The sequence below is a fragment of the Pelovirga sp. C15f genome, assembly GCF_057178085.1.
In genome coordinates, this window is sequence record NZ_JBXUCV010000006.1 from 141,362 (window position 1) to 158,012 (window position 16,651).

Here is a 16,651-nt window from a genome sequence, read left to right on the forward strand (position 1 = left end):
GAGGATTTTTTGCGACATTCCCCGCGCTGGGGGTGGCTTGATACCCTGTTGCTCCTGGCACTGCTGACCCTGATTACCTATCTCGGCTACCGGGTCAGTATTGGCCTCGAGTATCGTTGGAACTGGCAGGTCATCCCGCAGTATCTGCTGCGCCGCGATAGCGAAGGCGGGTGGGTACCCAACATGCTCCTGCTCGGTCTGCTGACAACCATCCGTCTGAGTTTCTGGAGCCTGCTGCTGGCGCTGCCCTTCGGGGTTATTGCCGGTCTGTTGCGCATCAGCCCGCACCTGTTTAACCGTTTGCTGGGGGGTACCTATGTCACCCTGCTGCGCAATCTGCCACCACTGGTGCTGATATTTATTTTCTTTTTTTTTATCAGCGACCAGATTCTGCCGCAACTTGAGATCGGTGCACGTTTGTACGCCGCCCCCGACTGGGTGCAGACCCTGGTGCCGGTGCTGGTTGCTCCCATCGACCAGATCGAAACTTTTGTCGCCGCCGCTTTTACCCTGGCCCTGTTCGAGGGTGCTTATGTAGCGGAAATTGTCCGCGCCGGGATTAACAGTATCGAAGAGGGTCAGTGGGAGGCCGCCCGCGCTCTGGGAATGCGTCACTGGCAGATCCTGCGCCGGGTGATTCTGCCCCAGGCACTGCAACGGATGATCCCCCCATTGACCGGGCAGGCGATTTCGACCATCAAGGACTCAGCCATTGTTGCAGTGATTTCGGTTCAGGAACTGACCTTCCAGGGACTGGAACTGATGGCCGCCACTTATTTGACCTTTGAGGTGTGGTTGACCGTAACCGCTCTCTATTTTCTTTTGACCTATAGCTGTTCAACCCTGGCAGGGCGGTTGGAATTGCGCATGCGCCGCGCGTACCAGTATTAGGCAACCGTTTCTGCGGTTTCAACCCAAGGCAAACCGTTCAGCCCGGCGGTTTTTCTGGATTGAGATCGGGGAATTCGCGGGCACACAGGCTGCTGATCTGGCCCAGGTCGGTACACACACTGATCCCCGGCAGGTGCAGCCCGTTACGCAAGGCAAACCCGCCGGCGATGATATTGATATGGTTCGGCAAGTTTTTACGTAACCATGCCAGATCCTGCTTTGCCTGTCGTGGAGTGATCTGAATACTGAATGACAGGGCAACGGCATCCGCAGCAAAAAAATCCACCATAGACGTTACTTCCGCCACCGGCAGCTCCTCCATGACCAGATGGCAGTCGCACCCCTGCTGGTGAAACAAAACCGCAGATAACAGCAGGCCCAGCTTGTGGCGTTCGCCGCTCAACGTCATAAAGACGATCCTCGGACCATTCGCTCGGGGAACCAGCTGTTCCTTCAGGAGGGTTGCCAGGCAATCTGAGAGCAGATGCTCGCGGGCAATACTCAGCTCGCCGGTCAGCCAGCCGCGATCCATCACTTCCAGCAAAGGAACCGCAAACTCCAGGATAAAAGCCTTGGCTCCCCGCTGGTGCAACTGGGTACGCAGTTCCCTTTCAACCTCTGCCGCTGCAACGTTTGTAACCAGATGTTGCAGGTTCTGATGACGTTCGTCAGGCTGTTGCTGTCCTAGTAATGCTTTGCGCTGCGCTGGTGTCAAAGCAAACAGTTGTTTGGGACGATGACCCAGATTCTGGAGCTTTTTGACGATACGCAAATCATCAATCTGTGCCGGCGGATAAAGGCGGTGTCCGCGCGCGTTGCGTTCAGGGGCGGGAAAGCCAAAGCGGCGCTCCCACACCCGCAGGGTGTCTACGCCAATGCCAAGTTCCTGGCTCAGCTGCTGGATGGTGATCATGGTTTTGTCCTAGACAATAGGGTATTTATTGGAATACTATACTAAAAATAAATTTTTGGAAACCCGGTATCAAGTAAAAGGAGTTATTTATGGACAAGAAACTGGAGCAGCTTTTTTATATTGCCTTGGGGGGAGCCCTGTCGGTGAAGGATAAGCTGGAAAATAACAGTGAGGAAGTCAAAAAGTGGCAGAGCGAAGCAGAAGCCAATGCACGGGAATTTCTCGATGAGCTCAGTCAACGGGGAGCGCAGGAAAAAGATCATGTAAAAGATCTTTTGCGCGAGCAGATTACCGAGGTGATCAACGAACTCGGTCTGGCGACCAAGGCGGATCTGGAGGCGCTCAAAAAGGATCTTAAAAGCTAAGTGAACAGCTTCAGACTCATTTTGCATCTTTGCCGACCGGGGCGCAGCTATGCCGTTTTCAGTTTTCTGATGACGGTTTTTCTGCTGTTCCGGCGGCGTTCACGCTGGTGGTGGTGGCGGCCGTTAGCTCCCGATGAACTTGTTGATACTGTCCGCATGCTTGGCGCCAGTTTTGTCAAGCTGGCTCAGGTGCTGGCAACCAGGGCGGATTTTTTTGATGAGGACTATCTCGTCGCATTGCGGCAGTTGCATGACCGTATGCCGGCGATGTCAGCTGCTGACCGTTCGCGGGTCTTCCGGCGCGCTTTTAGTGACCCGGACGTGTTTGCGTATTTTGATCAGCAGCCCCTCGCCAGCGCCTCTATCGGTCAGGTTCATCGTGCCCGTCTGCGTGATGGTGGTCAGGAGGTGGCGGTCAAGCTGTTGCGCTGGAATATCCGCGTCCAGGTACGGGTTGATATTATTCTGCTTAACCTGTTTTTACGCCTGTTTCGTCCATTGTTTAGCGATCAGACCCGGCATTCCATCGAATCAGTGCTGGCGGCGTTTACCAGGGTGATCCGCCAGGAAGTCAGCATGACCCAGGAATTGGCCAATCTTGAGCTCTTCAGCCAGACCTACAGCACTGTCGGGGTGCGTTTTCCAGTTCCGGTTAAAGCCCTGTCCAGCGATGATGCCCTGGTCATGAGTTTTGAAGAGGGTGCGCGCATTGATGATGTTCGTCAGATCGAGGCCTGGGGGGTTGATTTTTCTGCTCTGATGGCAACCCTGGTACTGTTTTATACCGAACAGATGCTGGTCAAGGGGTTTTTCCATGCTGATCCGCACCCCGGCAATCTGCTGGTAACCGAACAAGGGCAGCTCATTCTCCTTGATTTCGGCATGGTCAGCAGAATCCCGCAGGAAATGCGCCAGGCGATGATCTATGCGGTCAAAGCCGCTTACGAGCGTGATTATCCGCTGCTGGTTGGCGCGACGCGGCGCATGGGGATGTTAACCGAAGAGGCTGACGGTAGTGACTTAAGCCGGATTGCCGAAAACCTGTTCGCTATTTTTGACAGCGATCATCTTGACGCAGCGAGTATGCAGGGCCTGGCGTTCGGGGTGCTGGAGTTGTTGCAGGACCAGCCCTTCAAGCTGCCCCAGGATGTCATCTATGTGATGCGGGTCAGCTCCCTGATTGAAGGACTGGGTACCCAATATGTCAACAACTTCAACGGGATCAAGGATATTTTGCCGATCCTTAAAGACAATCTGCCCCGCGCATTAGGCGAGGATCGTGGTGTCGCAGAGCGGCTCAAGCGCGAGCTGGTGCAGTTACCCCTGACGCTTTCCCAGGCACGAACCGTTATCGAACAGGCACAGCAGGGCGACCTGACGGTGCGGATGGCGCGGCCCGACCGGGATTATCTGGTTAAAAAGATGGGCAAACAGTTGCGCCGCCTTGGCCTGATGATTTTTTTTCTGGCGCTGGCATTCTATTTTCAGCAATGGCTGAGCCGACCCGGCACCGTATTGTCGATGATCAGTCTGGCGCTGGCCGCCTGGATGCTGCGTGACAAACAATGACGGAGAGAAAGATAATGAATATGACCTATGTTGATACCCACAAAGAGACCATCCTGGAAAACTTACCCGGTTTTTTTGCCGAGCAACTGATCGAAGCTCCCGAATCATTGCTTGAACAACTGGAGCGCGAGTTGCGCAGTTTATACGTGCGTCAGGGGAACGACTGGACCGGGCGCGGCGAGATTGGTGATGCCCGGCTCGAAGCAACCATTGCCGTACTTGAAGCCGTAAGGGCTGAGTGCCTTCAGCAGATAGAATTCCCCGATATAGACAGGAGTCAAGGATGAGAGCAGCAGTGATCGGCGCCGGGATGGCGGGGGTAACCATTGCCCGGCAGTTACGGGAACAGGGCAAGGCCGTTACCCTCTTCGATAAGAGCAAGGGCACCGGTGGGCGCATGTCGAGTCGCTCCTGGCAGGGCGGCTGGATCGATCATGGCGCTCCCTATTTTGCCGCCCAGTCAAGTGCCTTTGCCGGTTATCTGCAACGTCATCTTGCGCCCGGGGTATGGCAGATTTGGCGGGCACAGGTGAGTGGAGTACCGAAGCAGGACGAATTGCCGGGTTATATTGGAATCCCGCGTAACAGCAGCATCACCCGCTCATTGCTCGGCGAGATCCCCTTCCAGCCCTCTACCCGGATTGCCAGACTGGAACGTGAGGGCAGCAACTGGTTGCTCTATAATGATGGGGAGTCCCTGCTGGGTCACTGGGATCTGGTGGTCATCACCGCACCTGCGCCCCAGACCTATGCGCTGGTGCGCGACATTGCCGGGATGGCTGACGAGGTGAAAAAGGCGCAGATGGAACCTTGCTGGGTTGCGGCCGTGCAGTTGTCTGCACCCTTGAGCGAGCCCGCAGAAGTCATGATTGATCCGGTTCCGGGTTTGCGCCGGATTGTCGCAAACAGCGCCAAGGCCGGGCGCAACAATACAGGTATTTACCTGTTGCAGGCGACTGCCGACTGGTCGCAGGAGCACCTTGAAGATGCACCGGAGACCGTCGGCGCCGAGCTGGGTGCGTTATTGAGCCAGGGTCTTTCTCCAGCAACGCCCCCGCAGTTGTTATTTGCCCACCGTTGGCGCTATGCCTTTACCAAGACTCCTCTGGGAAAAGACTTTTTGTGGAGTCAGGGTTTGCAAATAGGTATATGTGCTGACTGGTGTATCGGCCGCACAGTGGAGGATGCCTGGGCCAGTGCCATGGCTCTGGGCAGACAGATCAGTAAAGATCCGGCGTGACCAGTGGTCTTTTGACGTCCTGACTTAAAAAAATGACAAGAAGACAAACTTTTGTCGGCAATCGGTTGTTCCCTCAACCTGAAGAGGCTTTGACATGCATGAACTTCACCGTGAAATACTCCTTGATGTTCCCTGTGAGACCCTGTGGGATTTCATAGCAACACCTGAAAATCTTAACCAGCTGACCCCGCCCGATCTGGATTTCCGGATTGTCAGTGAATTGCCGGAACGGATGTACAACGGACTGACAATCTTGTACCGGATCCGCATTCCCTGGTTCGGTACCCATCGCTGGTTAACGGAGATCAAACATATACGTGAAGGGATTTCCTTTGTCGATGAACAGCGTCTTGGCCCTTACCGCCTGTGGTATCATTATCACCAGGTTGAAAGCCTGGGTGCCAACAAGACAAAAATGATTGATCATGTGACCTACGCACTTCCCTTTGGGCCGGTGGGTGATATGGTCCACGCGCTGAAGGTAGGGCAGATGCTAAGGGATATTTTTGATTATCGCCGTGGAAGATTACTGGAACTGTTCCCGGCGGCTACGAAAGGACGCTAACTGACTCAGGCGACCACAGGCACTCAGGCCTTTTTGACTGCCTGTGACGGTGTTTAGTGTCGTTGATATTGCGTGTTTCCCTTTGAGTTTTTTTGGGATATGGTGGCACCCTCAACCCGTCAGCAAAATGAGCTTGTTGAGTGCTACGCCTCTTCAGGTACAACCCGAACGGTCCGGATATCTTCATGATACTGCAGGGAACCCTTGTAAATATCAGCGCTATCGTTATCGGCTCCCTGATCGGTCGGTGGGCGGGGCGATATCTATCCGCCAGGATCAGAAACACCCTGATGGCGGGTCTGGGTCTGGCGGTACTGTTAATCGGGCTGCAACTGGCTTTGCAGAGCCAACAGATCATGATTGTCATCGGCAGCCTGATTGCCGGCGGTCTGATTGGCGAACTTCTGGCCATCGAAAAACGCCTGGAATCCTTTGGTCTGCATTTGCAACAGCGCTTTTCCGGGATGGGCAAGGTCGCCGAGGGATTTGTCACTGCCAGTTTGCTTTACTGCGTCGGCGCCATGGCGATCATGGGTGCGTTGCAGGATGGCATGGGGGAGGAACCGACCATCCTCTATGCCAAAGCCTTTCTGGATGGTGTTGCTTCCATCGCCCTGGCATCGACCCTCGGAATCGGTGTCATTTTCTCTATCATTCCTCTGTTCTTTTATCAGGGCGCCATTACCCTCGCAGCGGAGATGAGCCGTGCGCTCCTGACCCCGGCGGTCATTGTCGAAATGAACGCTGTTGGTGGCCTGCTGATCACTGCTATCGCCCTGGATCTGATCGGCTTAAAACGCTTGCCGGTAGGCAATCTCCTGCCGGCGGTCGCGGTTGCGGTCGGCCTGATGTGGCTGTTTCAATTGGCTTGAGTGCTAATCGCCACAGTGTTTAATGCTACAGCTCACTCACGGAAGTTTGTGGGCGGAAACGTCAGGTGATCTGTACCTGAAAAGCGCCAGCCAGGTGCAAGGGCTCAGAAAAAGCGCTGATTCGATGATTTTTAGTGCTTTATCTTTCTCCGGAACCAGCTTGTAACATACTGAAATCAAATAAATGTAACCCGACATCCAGAGGTATTCCGGTCGATGTCCAATGCGTAGAAGATTTTAGTCGGCTATAACTGAAATCATCACGCAGCAAGGTGGGCAAGGTGAAGGCAGCAGTCACCGGGCCAAAGATCACCTTCGCAGCCTTGAGACCAAGGAGGCAAATATGAAAAGGACTCTGGTATTGTTATTGGCAGTAAGTTTGTTCCTGGTAACCCCGGCGCTGGCATCGGCTGCACGAGGTGATGGACATGGTGGCGGTCAGAAGGTTGTGACCAGGGAAAAGGTGGTCATCTACCAAACCAGCCAGCACCGTGACCATCGTTATGAGCGCTCAGACCGGTGGGATGACCGGCAGCCCAGAAACTATCACCGGCCACCCCGTCATGCGCCGGCCTATGGTTACTATAAAAAGTATTATTCACATCGTCACCAGCCGAAAAAAGTAGTAAGGCATCATGCCCAGTATCCTAAAAATTCGGTTATCATCGGAGTGCCCAGTGTGATCATTCGTCTGGGGTTTTAATCGCGGTGTAAGTTGATCAAAGAATCTATATGACGTACAAAAAAGGGTCGCCGGAAGTTTTGGCGACCCTTTTTCGTTGCCGGTTGCACAAAAAAACAATGAATGGCCTGTGAAGCGGTTTATACTGTCCGAGGATACGAGGTATCAAAAATCGGATAGTCAGCTCATCCAACCGGCTCGCGCACGCAGCCCTTGATTTCCTTCTGTATCCTGAGTTCTGCTATGTCCCGTGGGGCGGCTTATCAACAGGGAGGTTAGGCCATGATGCACGATTATGAAAAGCTGGGCTCATTTTACCTGGGTCGGTTGTTTGATGCACAGCAGGGTAAGACCCTTGATGATCTCCTGTTGTACGATGCCAAGGACCTGACTACCCACGCCGTATGCGTCGGCATGACCGGGAGTGGCAAGACCGGCCTCTGTGTCAGCCTGCTGGAAGAAGCGGCCATCGACGGCATCCCAGCCATCGTGATCGACCCGAAAGGGGATATGGGCAATCTTCTGCTCAGTTTTCCTGATCTCGCCGCAGCAGATTTTGCGCCCTGGATTGAACCCCAGGACGCCGCCCGCAAGGGCATGACCATGACCCAACTGTCGGAGCAGACAGCGCAGAACTGGAAAGCCGGTCTGGCCGCCTGGCATCAGCCGGTGGAACGCATCGCCCGGCTCAAATCCGCCGCCGAATTTTGCATCTATACCCCCGGTAGCGAGGGTGGGAAGCCCATAAGCATACTGCGCTCCTTTGCCGCGCCGACTGCCGAAACCGTTGCAGATACCACCCTTTTCCGTGATTACGTGCTGGCGGCCGTCTCCGGATTGCTGGCCCTTGCCGGTATCAACGGTGATCCGATCCGCAGTCGCGAACATATCCTGCTGTCGACCATCCTGGAGCACCACTGGCGTCTCGGCCAGGATCTGGATATTCCCACGTTGATCCATGAGGTTCAAAAACCCCCTTTCAGCAAGGTGGGGGTCTTTGATCTTGACTCCTATTATCCTGCCAGCGAGCGGATGGCGCTGGCGCTGGCATTGAACAATCTGATCGCGTCACCCGGTTTCTCCGTATGGGCGCAAGGAGAACCCCTTGATATTCAGCGTTTGCTTTATACCTCAGAGGGCAAGCCCCGCGTTGCTGTTCTTTCCATCGCCCACCTGGCGGACACTGAGCGTATGTTTTTCGTTACTATCCTGCTCAACGCGGTGTTGGCCTGGATGCGTCAACAGTCGGGTACGTCCAGCTTGCGCGCCATTCTTTACATGGATGAGATCTTCGGATTTTTTCCGCCGACGGCGAATCCCCCCTCAAAGCAACCGATGCTGACTTTGCTTAAGCAGGCACGGGCCTATGGGCTGGGCGTGGTGCTGGCAACCCAGAACCCGGTCGATCTTGATTACAAGGGGCTTGCCAACACCGGCACCTGGTTGATTGGGCGATTGCAAACCGATCGCGATAAAGCCCGCGTGCTGGATGGCCTGGAAAGCGCTACCCAGGGGGCCGGCGCAGGATTCGCGCGCGCCGAAATTGATCAGCTGCTTTCCGGTCTGGGCAAGCGGGTTTTCCTGATGCACAATGTGCATCGGGGTCATCCCCTCTTGTTCCAGTCACGCTGGGCCATGTCTTTTTTGCGCGGTCCCCTGGCCATGAGCCAGATCAAGCTGTTGACCGGATCTGCGACCCCGTCCCCCCTTCCCGCTAGCAAGCCGGCGGTGTTCAGGGATACCGCCAATCGCACGACGACGGACAGCATGAATTCTGCGCCGGCAGAGATGGATACGGCCCTGTCAGCAATGCTCACGTCAGGTACCAGGTTGCCACCCGGGGTGGAAGAAGTTTTCCTGCGCCCGCGTCATCCGGGAGCTTCAACGATCCATTACCGACCGCTTATCTTTGCTGAGGCGCGCCTGCATTTTGTCAATGCCAGATCCGGAATCGATTGCTGGCAGACGCTGCAACTCATGCATCCGACCGTTGAACACAGCGAAGAATTCGCCTGGAACCAGGCTGATCAATCGCTGACCGAACTGGCGGCTTTTGATCGCCAACCCCTCGCCGGGGCAGAGTTTACCGCAGTGCCCGACGCCAGTGTGCGGCCAAACCAGATCAAGATCTGGGGGAAGATGCTGCCGGCGCATATTTACCAGGAAATCACCCTGGAGCTGAAAACCTGCCCCGAAGTCAAACTGTCATCAACGTCGGAGGAGAGCGAAGGTGACTTCAGGGCCCGCATTGCCCTGGTGTTGCGCGAGAAGCGCGATGATCAGATAGAAAAGATGCGCAAAAGGTATTCAAGACGCTTAACCACCCTGCAGGAGCAGGTACGTAAAGCGCAGGTGCGGGTTGACAAGTCGAAGGACCAATACGGCCAGCAGAAGATGACTACCGCGATTTCCTTCGGCGCCACCTTGCTGGGGGCGCTTTTGGGACGTAAAGCCATATCCGCCGGGACCCTGGGCCGGGCAACCACCACCATGCGCGGCGGCGCCCGCACCGCCGCTAAGAAGCGCGACATCGACGATGCCTCTGAGTCCCTGGCCGCTGTGGAAAGTCGCTATCAAGCACTTGAAGCGGAACTGGAAACGGAACTGCAACGCATTCAGGATGAGTTTGATATCGATCAGGTGCAGATTGAGACCACCCACATCCGCCCGCGCAAGACCGACATTTCTGTGACCGTGATGGGTCTGGCATGGATGCCGGAGTGATGGGATATTTGTCGAACATTCGGTGATAAGTGCTCGGCCCGGGTTGAAACAGTGGTTATTTTTACATCTCAGTTGTTCCTGCCCTGGCGGAAAAATTCTAATGTGCCAGCGCCATTAACGAAGTTAAGACTTGTTTTTGGTGTATACTCCAAGTAGGTCAATACCCGGAAGGGAAACAGTTCTAATAAAAGACATGTTCATGAATAAATCCAGGGTCAACACACGAATTAAAAGATTTACCAAAGATATTTTGGTCCATACCCCATTTGTAAAAATGCTCGTTTTAATGGTGGGGTTGTGGCTGTTTTTTTCTGCGCTGATCTATTTTTCTGAACGATCAATTGAAGATGGCGCGATCCATTCTTACGGCAACGCCCTATATTGGGGAGTTGCCGCTTTTTCAACAGCAGGAATCGCCGATGCACCAAAGTCCGGTATGGCTCAATTATTTGGTGGAATTTGGATAGTCGTTGGCTCCATGCTGTTTTTTGGGACCATCGTGGCGACAGTCACAACATATTTTATGCGTCCTTTTCAGCGACCCGGGAAAAAGATAATCGACACAATAGAATATAATTTGGAGCAATTAGACGAATTGGGTGTTGAAGAGTTGGAATTGCTCAAAAAAACGGTCGATATGTTGATCATTCATGTTGAAAAGTTGAAGAAAAAGCAGCAAAAGGACGGGCAAGGTTAGGATAAAAATCGATATTCAGCTAATGCGGATTGTGATGTTCTGTTTCTGCGCCTCAAAACCGGCCGTCATGGCGCGACGTTAGTCGTCGCAGGGAGAACACCCTTGCCCTATCAAGTACTCGCAGACACCGTCCTGATCATCCCTTTTGGCATCGTCAGCTTCGTGGTGCTTGGGCTTCCGGCCATTCTTATCGGCATCGTGCCGGTTGGTGGCGTTTTTTATTGTAGTTGTTTTGCAAGAACAGGGGAGGAGATTAGCGTTTGAAGTTTAGAGCTAAGTTAATTTGTGTGGGTCTAGTCATATTGCTATGTAGCGCATGTGATTTTTCGTTAGAAGATCTGTTTCAAATTAAGGTGAGCCGTGGCCCTTTGACCAATGAAGAAATTCAAACTTTTGCCTCTGAAATGGAGTCATTAGGAGACAAGGTCACAGATTGCCTGGTAAAAGAAGCAATAGTTAATGCCTCAAGGATAGGTGATCCGGAAAAGCTAGACCCTTCCACTGTTGAGCTACTACCAGTAGATCACTGGGATGAGTTAGACAAGTCTGGAAAGCGTCTTATCTTGACGCAAGTAGTTATCAGTCAGGCAATCCCGCTCTGTACACATGGTCTTCCCTAGCGCAGCATTGCAGCTGACAAGCCACTGAATGCGGCGTTATATAAAAACCAAGGAACATACATGAAACAACAGATATTATTTATATTAATTCCTTTCCTCCTGTTAACAGGATGCACGAGCAGCCAGCTGCATCTCAGGCATGACGTCGCATTGTCTTTTGATGCAGAATGGATCGCCTATGATGTGGCCGGCAAAGGAAAGACTGCGCTGATCTTTATTCACGGTTGGAATTGTGATGGGCGTTACTGGCACAAACAGATTCCTGTATTCGCAAAAGAATATCAAGTGATCACCGTTGATTTGGCCGGCCACGGCCATTCTTCATTAGACAGATCCGATTTTACCATGCTGTCATTCGCCAGGGATATGAAAGCCGTTATGGACAGGGAAAATATTGATAGAGCTATTTTAATCGGACATTCAATGGGAGGCGGTGTCATTGCTGAAGCGGCTGGCTTGATGCCAGATAGCGTCGTTGGGATTGTAGGCGTTGATACCCTGCAAAACGTTGCCGAGCTCACTCCTCAAAGGGTCATTGACGAAATGGCAAAACCCTTTGAAGCTGATTTCAAAAGCGCCACGCAGAATTTTGTTGCAACCATGTTCCCTGCAGGAACAGATCAACAATTGATGAATTGGGTAAAAGAAGATATGTCTTCTGCCCCCAAGGACATTGCATTAAGTGCCTTTCGCAACTACCTGGGGCAGTATGTAACCGGAGAGGCCGCTATTGTCTTTAAGGACATCACTATCCCTGTTGTCTCAATAAACGCCAGATTATGGCCGACAGCAGCGGAAGAAAACAGAAAGCATATACAAAACTATCAGCTGTTTTATATTGAAGATACAGGTCACTTTCCCATGCTGGAAAAGCCCGAAGAATTTAATATATTGTTGGAAAAAGCCATTAAATCCATAGAATCAAAAAGTCATATCAACATATAACAACCGCACCACCGGCTGGTCATGCGAAACCTTATGCCAGGGCCTGGTGATCAAGCGACATTCCTGGTTGCTGCATTTTTCTGATGTCTGGCGTGGCTGCACCAGTCTTTCTGCCGCCGTCATGGTAATTGGTGATCAAATAGTTGCCATCAGCATCAACGTCTCCCGGGTTGGGGCCTGACATGCAGGCCAACGCCGTTTATCGTGAGCTGTTCATTGCAGGGAGAAGCACCCTTGCCCTATCAGGCACTCGCAGACACCGTCCTGCTCATCCATTTTGGCATCGTCATCTTCGTGGTGCTGGGTCTTCCGGCCATTCTTATCGGCAACCGGAGCGGCTGGCGCTGGGTCAACAGCCTGTGGTGGCGGCTGGCTCATCTGGTGACGATTGTCATTGTTGTGTTGCAGGCCTGGTTGGGGCGCTACTGCTCCCTGACAAAACTCGAGACCTTCCTGCGGGAGCAGGCGGGCCAAGGCGGCTACGAGCGGAGCTTTATCGAGCACTGGGTCCAGCGCATCCTCTACGTTGATGCGCCGATGTGGGTTTTTGCCGTGGTTTACAGCGGCTTTGCGTTGTTGGTGGGTTGGGCCTGGTGGCGTTTCCCGCCGAGGCGAGGCAAGGGCAAGGACAGGAGTGCCTGATGCTGCGCAGGCGTGTTTTGAAGTGATTTTTGTAGGGGCAACGCATGCGTCGCCCGATTGTTAAAGATCAATATTAAGGTCAAGGTCGCGAGGTCGCGGCCCCGCTCGCCGCCTGACTTTTTGGCAAGCGCTCCAAAAAGTCAGCAAAAAGAGCTTTCCACTGGCGTGGGGCGACTTGTGGTGCGCACAGGGCGGTGCTTTTCTCATCGCTAGCTGATATTGGCAGGTCGCTGCCCCTTCTCACGGAAGGCAACAGGCCCCCCCTCTCGCTTACGCTCGCCAAGGGATTCGGCGCGTACGTTCGGCGGTAAAGGCCCGGATCTGGGGTACCGTGACGGTTACTTTTACACCAGCAAATAAATCATCGCAGCGGCCAACCGTCATAAGCCCCTCAGCGCTTGCGCGCAGGGCGGCCAGGTTGAAAACCTTCATTTGCTGGCCATCACCGTTCCGTAGATTTCAACCAGATCGCAACGCCATAACCGTTTATCTCACGTCGCCCCACGCCAGTGGAGGCGTTTTTGCATCCTTTTGACGCCTATCAAAAGGACGGCGCTCGGCGGTGCGCGAACCGCCGGTCTTAAACTTATTGGGGGAAACTGTCCTGACCAATCCAAATCAGCATCAAGGTCGCGGGATCGCGGCCCCGCCCGCCGCCTGACTTTTTGGCAAGCGCTCCACAAAGTCAGCAAAAAGAGCTTTCCACTGGCGTGGGGCGACTTGTGGTGCGCACAGGGCGGTGCTTTTCTCATCGCTAGCTGATATTGGCAGGTCGCTGCCCCTTCTCACGGAAGGCAACAGGCGCCCCCTCTCGCTTGCGCTCGCCAGGGGATTCCGCGCGTACGTTCGGTGGTAAAGGCCCGGACCGGGGGTATCGTGACGGTTTCTTTTACACCAGCAGATAAATTGTCGCTGCGTCACAATGGGAAAGAGGGTCAACGACGGCAAAAATTGACAACTCCTTGCCAATGAGGTATCTAGACAAAGTTACATTTTCAGGGGGGCTGAGGATGAGGAAAACACCACACTGAATATCAAACGCCACCGCGTCGGCATTATGCCGGTCGGTGGCGTTTTTTTTGGTAGTTATTTTGGGACATAAGGATGTGAGTACGACCATGATTTACACGCATGTTTTCAACAAAAGCGGAAAGGGAGTGAAAAGTCCGATGGATAGTATCTGAACCGGTTTATGCTGATCTGTATATACCGGAAAGTGAAAAGGTCAATGTAATTGTAAAATCTTGAAGTATGGGTGAAATTTTGATTCATCGATAATTCGGTCGAGAATTTTATATAGCTCTGACTTTCTGTGTTTACAGTTTTATAAAGACCGTCTATTTATTGTTGGGCTTCTTAATAGAAAAAAGAAATCAATATGAACGTAAATGAAATCTTGAAAATCTTAAATGGTGATTATATTTCGGCGGCGGGGTCAATTGGATCAATTGCCGGCTTCATATTGTCAATATTTGTATTATTGACTGTTAAGAAAATGAAAAAATTTTACATTTTCACAGCACGTGTACCACAATTAAATGAAAACCTTTCAGATATAGCATCATCTATTTCGGACCATTTGAATGGTTTCGGCGGTTACACTACAAGGACATTTGAAATACTAGCAACTGCTGAAATTGACCTTAAGTCTTTAGCCAAAAAAATAGATGGACCACTAAAAAAACAAGTAAAAACACTAATCAAAGACATTAATCAAGTTAATACAAATCGACATCCTATTATTCAATTAATAATTGATTTTAATCCACTTTCAAACGGAAATTCACGTAAAACAGAAAAAGAAGTGCTGGAAACAATATATGTTTCACTCTATAAAATAACTAAAGAATGCAGCAGCTTATATGAAGACGCTAGATGGGAGATGTAGATAATGGAAGAGAATAAAGATAAAAACATTGAAGCTATTGCAAAGATTATATCTCTAACAAGAGAAAATAAACTAATTTGGCACTCGGTTGATTTTGGTGAAGTCCCAAGGCAAGACAATGAAGAAGTGATAAATTCAGTATTTGTAACTGAATACAAAAACAAAAAACTAAGAATATATCGAAGGAAGTACAAGGGGCCATCTTTGTCTGCCAAGATAAATGTATTTCTAACAAATGCAAAATCTACAGAAACTCGCTGGTATAGCGAGGTAGTTCTTGAACTTGTAAGCGATATTGGCAATTCCTTGTGGACTTTCCCGAGAGAAGAAATATTAAAAGATTTACTGAATGTAATTAAGTTTAAAGTTTCAGGTGCAGACGATTTGATCAATAGTTTATTGAATGAATAAATGCCCAACCAGATAATCAAGCGGACGGAATATGCTGGTGTTGTTCACGAAAAGCAAAATATAAAATTGTGGTAGGTCACGCAAGTTCGCGTCGCCGCCGCTTATCACGACCGTTGGGCCACGTAAAAGAGCAATTGTTCTGATAATTCTAACTCGATTGAGGAGTACCCATGGCTGAAGAAATAAGCTTACCTTCTTCGTCTCGCGGAGAGCTTGAAAAAATTATTAAGGGTTACGGCCATGTGGGGAAAGAGGTCGACCTGGACACACTCTCAAAGCTTACGGCGATCGGGAGAACGACGATCAGTCCCAACAATCCTTTCTTGTCTCAAGTCGGCATTATTGCGGGCGGAAAAAAAAAGCAGATTACAGAATCGGGCAAGAAACTAGCGCGGGCGCTGGATCACAATATTCAAGAACAGATCTCTGCATCTTGGCGAGAGGTTGTTAGAGGTAACGAGTTTCTATCAAACGTCATTTCGACCATTCGAATAAAGGGAGGAATGACGCCCGATGATGTGATGGGACATATACTTTTCGCCTCGGGCGCAAAGAACACCAAAGCGAATAGAACGGGAGCAAAGACTGTGACTGACTTGCTTACCTTGTCGGGATTGGTTGAGGAAAGCAACGGCAAGTTACGCGTCGCAAGCCCTGCGCTTCAAACTACGGCAGCCGAAGACGCTGAACTAGGAGGTGAAAAAGCTGCTGCTGAAGAACGAGCCGCTGAAGCTGCCCCCGAAGGCGCGGGTTCGCCCACGCCGCTAGTACAGCCACCTTCTTCGACACCCGCTTCCCCTACAATAGCAATCAACATACAACTCCAGCTTCCCGAGACGGATAAACCGGAAGTATATGACGAACTCTTCAAGGCTCTGCGGCGCCATTTGTTTCCGGGCTAAGCGACGTGTTTCCAATAGAGGTCTGGCGAAAGCGAGCGGAGGCCGCCGAGAAAGAGGCACACAAGATTCTTGCTGCCTACGAGGCATCGCGGTCGCGTGTCATCCATTTAAACTCTCTCCTTAATCATCTATCGGGCGCCCCGATCGACATTCAGGAATATTTCAAGGAATCCATTAGGTGCCTGGAGACAGGGTGCATCCGTGCTGGAATGGTCATGGCGTGGTGCGGATTCTTTGAGATATTTTCGTTCTCATTGTATTCCAATAAGGAAGCTGAAATGCGAACAAAGAGAACGGCATGGAAGTTCAAGGACTTGGCCGAGCTGAAGGAGAACGTGGCGGAGGCTCAAATTTTAGACGTAGCTAAGGATGTTGCGCATATCGGGAAAGCGCGCCTCAGGGTCCTGCAAGGCCATTTGGCGACTCGAAATCAATGCGCCCATCCAACACTGTATGTGCCGAGCTTGAACACTGGAATCGGATATATCGACGAGCTCATTCGTTTCTCTCGCGAGTATTTATAAATGAGGCCCAACAAGCACTTTGAGTTCGACCGCTTGCCCTTCCGCTGTGCTCCAGGCCAAGCGGCGGCTCAAGTGCGGCGTTCATCCCGACCTGCGGTCGGAATGAACGGGGTGGCCTTTGAGCCGTTCGGCTAGTCCGTCCGCAGGCGGACGAACCAGCCTTTGGAGACCGATGCCCTTCGGGCACGGCTCAAAGGCCAC

21 protein-coding genes are annotated in these 16,651 nt (G+C 51.9%); 19 read left to right on the forward strand and 2 right to left on the reverse strand.

Annotation, left to right across the window (positions count from 1 at the left end; genetic code table 11):
- The first annotated feature begins 9 nt into the window (after window positions 1-9).
- Window positions 10-891 carry an amino acid ABC transporter permease gene (locus AC1931_RS13210; protein ID WP_483877745.1) on the forward strand — a complete coding sequence of 294 codons (882 nt, stop codon included), beginning with the start codon at window positions 10-12 and terminating at the stop codon, window positions 889-891.
- Between the two features lie 37 nt (window positions 892-928).
- On the opposite strand, the gene AC1931_RS13215 is transcribed toward AC1931_RS13210, so the two are convergent.
- The gene (locus AC1931_RS13215) at window positions 929-1,804 is read right to left on the reverse strand and encodes a MerR family transcriptional regulator (protein ID WP_483877746.1); all 876 of its coding nucleotides are present in this window, start codon (window positions 1,802-1,804) and stop codon (window positions 929-931) included.
- An 89-nt stretch (window positions 1,805-1,893) separates the two neighbouring features.
- On the opposite strand from AC1931_RS13215, the gene AC1931_RS13220 reads away from it, so the two are divergent.
- The 14 genes from AC1931_RS13220 (at window position 1,894) to AC1931_RS13285 (ending at window position 12,725) form a co-directional block, all read left to right on the forward strand.
- On the forward strand, window positions 1,894-2,169 hold the full coding sequence (locus AC1931_RS13220) for a hypothetical protein (RefSeq protein WP_483877747.1): 276 nt from the start codon (window positions 1,894-1,896) through the stop codon (window positions 2,167-2,169).
- Window positions 2,170-3,738, forward strand: a complete 1,569-nt coding sequence (locus AC1931_RS13225) for an ABC1 kinase family protein (protein ID WP_483877748.1) — start codon at window positions 2,170-2,172, stop codon at window positions 3,736-3,738. It begins immediately after the preceding gene.
- Window positions 3,739-3,752: 14 nt separating this feature from the next.
- Complete coding sequence (locus AC1931_RS13230; protein WP_483877749.1) at window positions 3,753-4,025, forward strand: hypothetical protein; 273 nt, start codon at window positions 3,753-3,755, stop codon at window positions 4,023-4,025.
- A complete protein-coding gene (locus AC1931_RS13235; RefSeq protein WP_483877750.1) occupies window positions 4,022-4,978 on the forward strand; it encodes an NAD(P)/FAD-dependent oxidoreductase in 957 nt (318 codons plus the stop codon). The genes AC1931_RS13230 and AC1931_RS13235 overlap by 4 nt, the downstream gene beginning before the upstream one ends.
- A gap of 94 nt (window positions 4,979-5,072) precedes the next feature.
- A complete protein-coding gene (locus AC1931_RS13240) occupies window positions 5,073-5,543 on the forward strand; it encodes an SRPBCC family protein (protein WP_483877751.1) in 471 nt (156 codons plus the stop codon).
- Window positions 5,544-5,728: 185 nt separating this feature from the next.
- Window positions 5,729-6,415, forward strand: coding sequence for a DUF554 domain-containing protein (locus AC1931_RS13245; RefSeq protein ID WP_483877752.1), 687 nt, complete (start codon window positions 5,729-5,731; stop codon window positions 6,413-6,415).
- A 343-nt stretch (window positions 6,416-6,758) separates the two neighbouring features.
- Window positions 6,759-7,118 (forward strand): hypothetical protein, encoded by a 360-nt coding sequence (locus AC1931_RS13250; protein ID WP_483877753.1) that lies wholly within the window; start codon window positions 6,759-6,761, stop codon window positions 7,116-7,118.
- Window positions 7,119-7,379: 261 nt separating this feature from the next.
- Window positions 7,380-9,821: an ATP-binding protein gene (locus tag AC1931_RS13255; protein WP_483877754.1), complete on the forward strand. Its 2,442-nt coding sequence runs from the start codon at window positions 7,380-7,382 to the stop codon at window positions 9,819-9,821.
- A gap of 199 nt (window positions 9,822-10,020) precedes the next feature.
- Window positions 10,021-10,518 (forward strand): ion channel, encoded by a 498-nt coding sequence (locus AC1931_RS13260; protein ID WP_483877755.1) that lies wholly within the window; start codon window positions 10,021-10,023, stop codon window positions 10,516-10,518.
- A 102-nt stretch (window positions 10,519-10,620) separates the two neighbouring features.
- On the forward strand, window positions 10,621-10,782 hold the full coding sequence (locus tag AC1931_RS13265) for a hypothetical protein (protein ID WP_483877756.1): 162 nt from the start codon (window positions 10,621-10,623) through the stop codon (window positions 10,780-10,782).
- The gene (locus AC1931_RS13270; protein WP_483877757.1) at window positions 10,779-11,138 is read left to right on the forward strand and encodes a hypothetical protein; all 360 of its coding nucleotides are present in this window, start codon (window positions 10,779-10,781) and stop codon (window positions 11,136-11,138) included. The genes AC1931_RS13265 and AC1931_RS13270 overlap by 4 nt, the downstream gene beginning before the upstream one ends.
- A 60-nt stretch (window positions 11,139-11,198) precedes the next feature.
- Window positions 11,199-12,083 carry an alpha/beta fold hydrolase gene (locus AC1931_RS13275; protein WP_483877758.1) on the forward strand — a complete coding sequence of 295 codons (885 nt, stop codon included), beginning with the start codon at window positions 11,199-11,201 and terminating at the stop codon, window positions 12,081-12,083.
- A 46-nt stretch (window positions 12,084-12,129) separates the two neighbouring features.
- The gene (locus AC1931_RS13280) at window positions 12,130-12,264 is read left to right on the forward strand and encodes a hypothetical protein (protein ID WP_483877759.1); all 135 of its coding nucleotides are present in this window, start codon (window positions 12,130-12,132) and stop codon (window positions 12,262-12,264) included.
- 53 nt (window positions 12,265-12,317) lie between these two features.
- Window positions 12,318-12,725, forward strand: a complete 408-nt coding sequence (locus tag AC1931_RS13285; protein ID WP_483877760.1) for a DUF2784 domain-containing protein — start codon at window positions 12,318-12,320, stop codon at window positions 12,723-12,725.
- Between the two features lie 270 nt (window positions 12,726-12,995).
- Here AC1931_RS13285 and AC1931_RS13290 read toward each other — a convergent pair whose 3' ends face one another.
- Complete coding sequence (locus tag AC1931_RS13290; RefSeq protein WP_483877761.1) at window positions 12,996-13,157, reverse strand: hypothetical protein; 162 nt, start codon at window positions 13,155-13,157, stop codon at window positions 12,996-12,998.
- Window positions 13,158-14,103: 946 nt separating this feature from the next.
- Here AC1931_RS13290 and AC1931_RS13295 point away from each other — a divergent pair.
- The 4 genes from AC1931_RS13295 (at window position 14,104) to AC1931_RS13310 (ending at window position 16,450) form a co-directional block, all read left to right on the forward strand.
- Window positions 14,104-14,613, forward strand: coding sequence for a hypothetical protein (locus tag AC1931_RS13295; protein WP_483877762.1), 510 nt, complete (start codon window positions 14,104-14,106; stop codon window positions 14,611-14,613).
- A gap of 3 nt (window positions 14,614-14,616) precedes the next feature.
- Complete coding sequence (locus tag AC1931_RS13300; protein ID WP_483877763.1) at window positions 14,617-15,024, forward strand: hypothetical protein; 408 nt, start codon at window positions 14,617-14,619, stop codon at window positions 15,022-15,024.
- 170 nt (window positions 15,025-15,194) lie between these two features.
- Complete coding sequence (locus AC1931_RS13305; protein WP_483877764.1) at window positions 15,195-15,926, forward strand: hypothetical protein; 732 nt, start codon at window positions 15,195-15,197, stop codon at window positions 15,924-15,926.
- Between the two features lie 5 nt (window positions 15,927-15,931).
- Entirely contained in the window at window positions 15,932-16,450 is a 519-nt protein-coding gene (locus AC1931_RS13310) for a hypothetical protein (protein ID WP_483877765.1), read from the forward strand.
- Window positions 16,451-16,651: the final 201 nt, after the last annotated feature.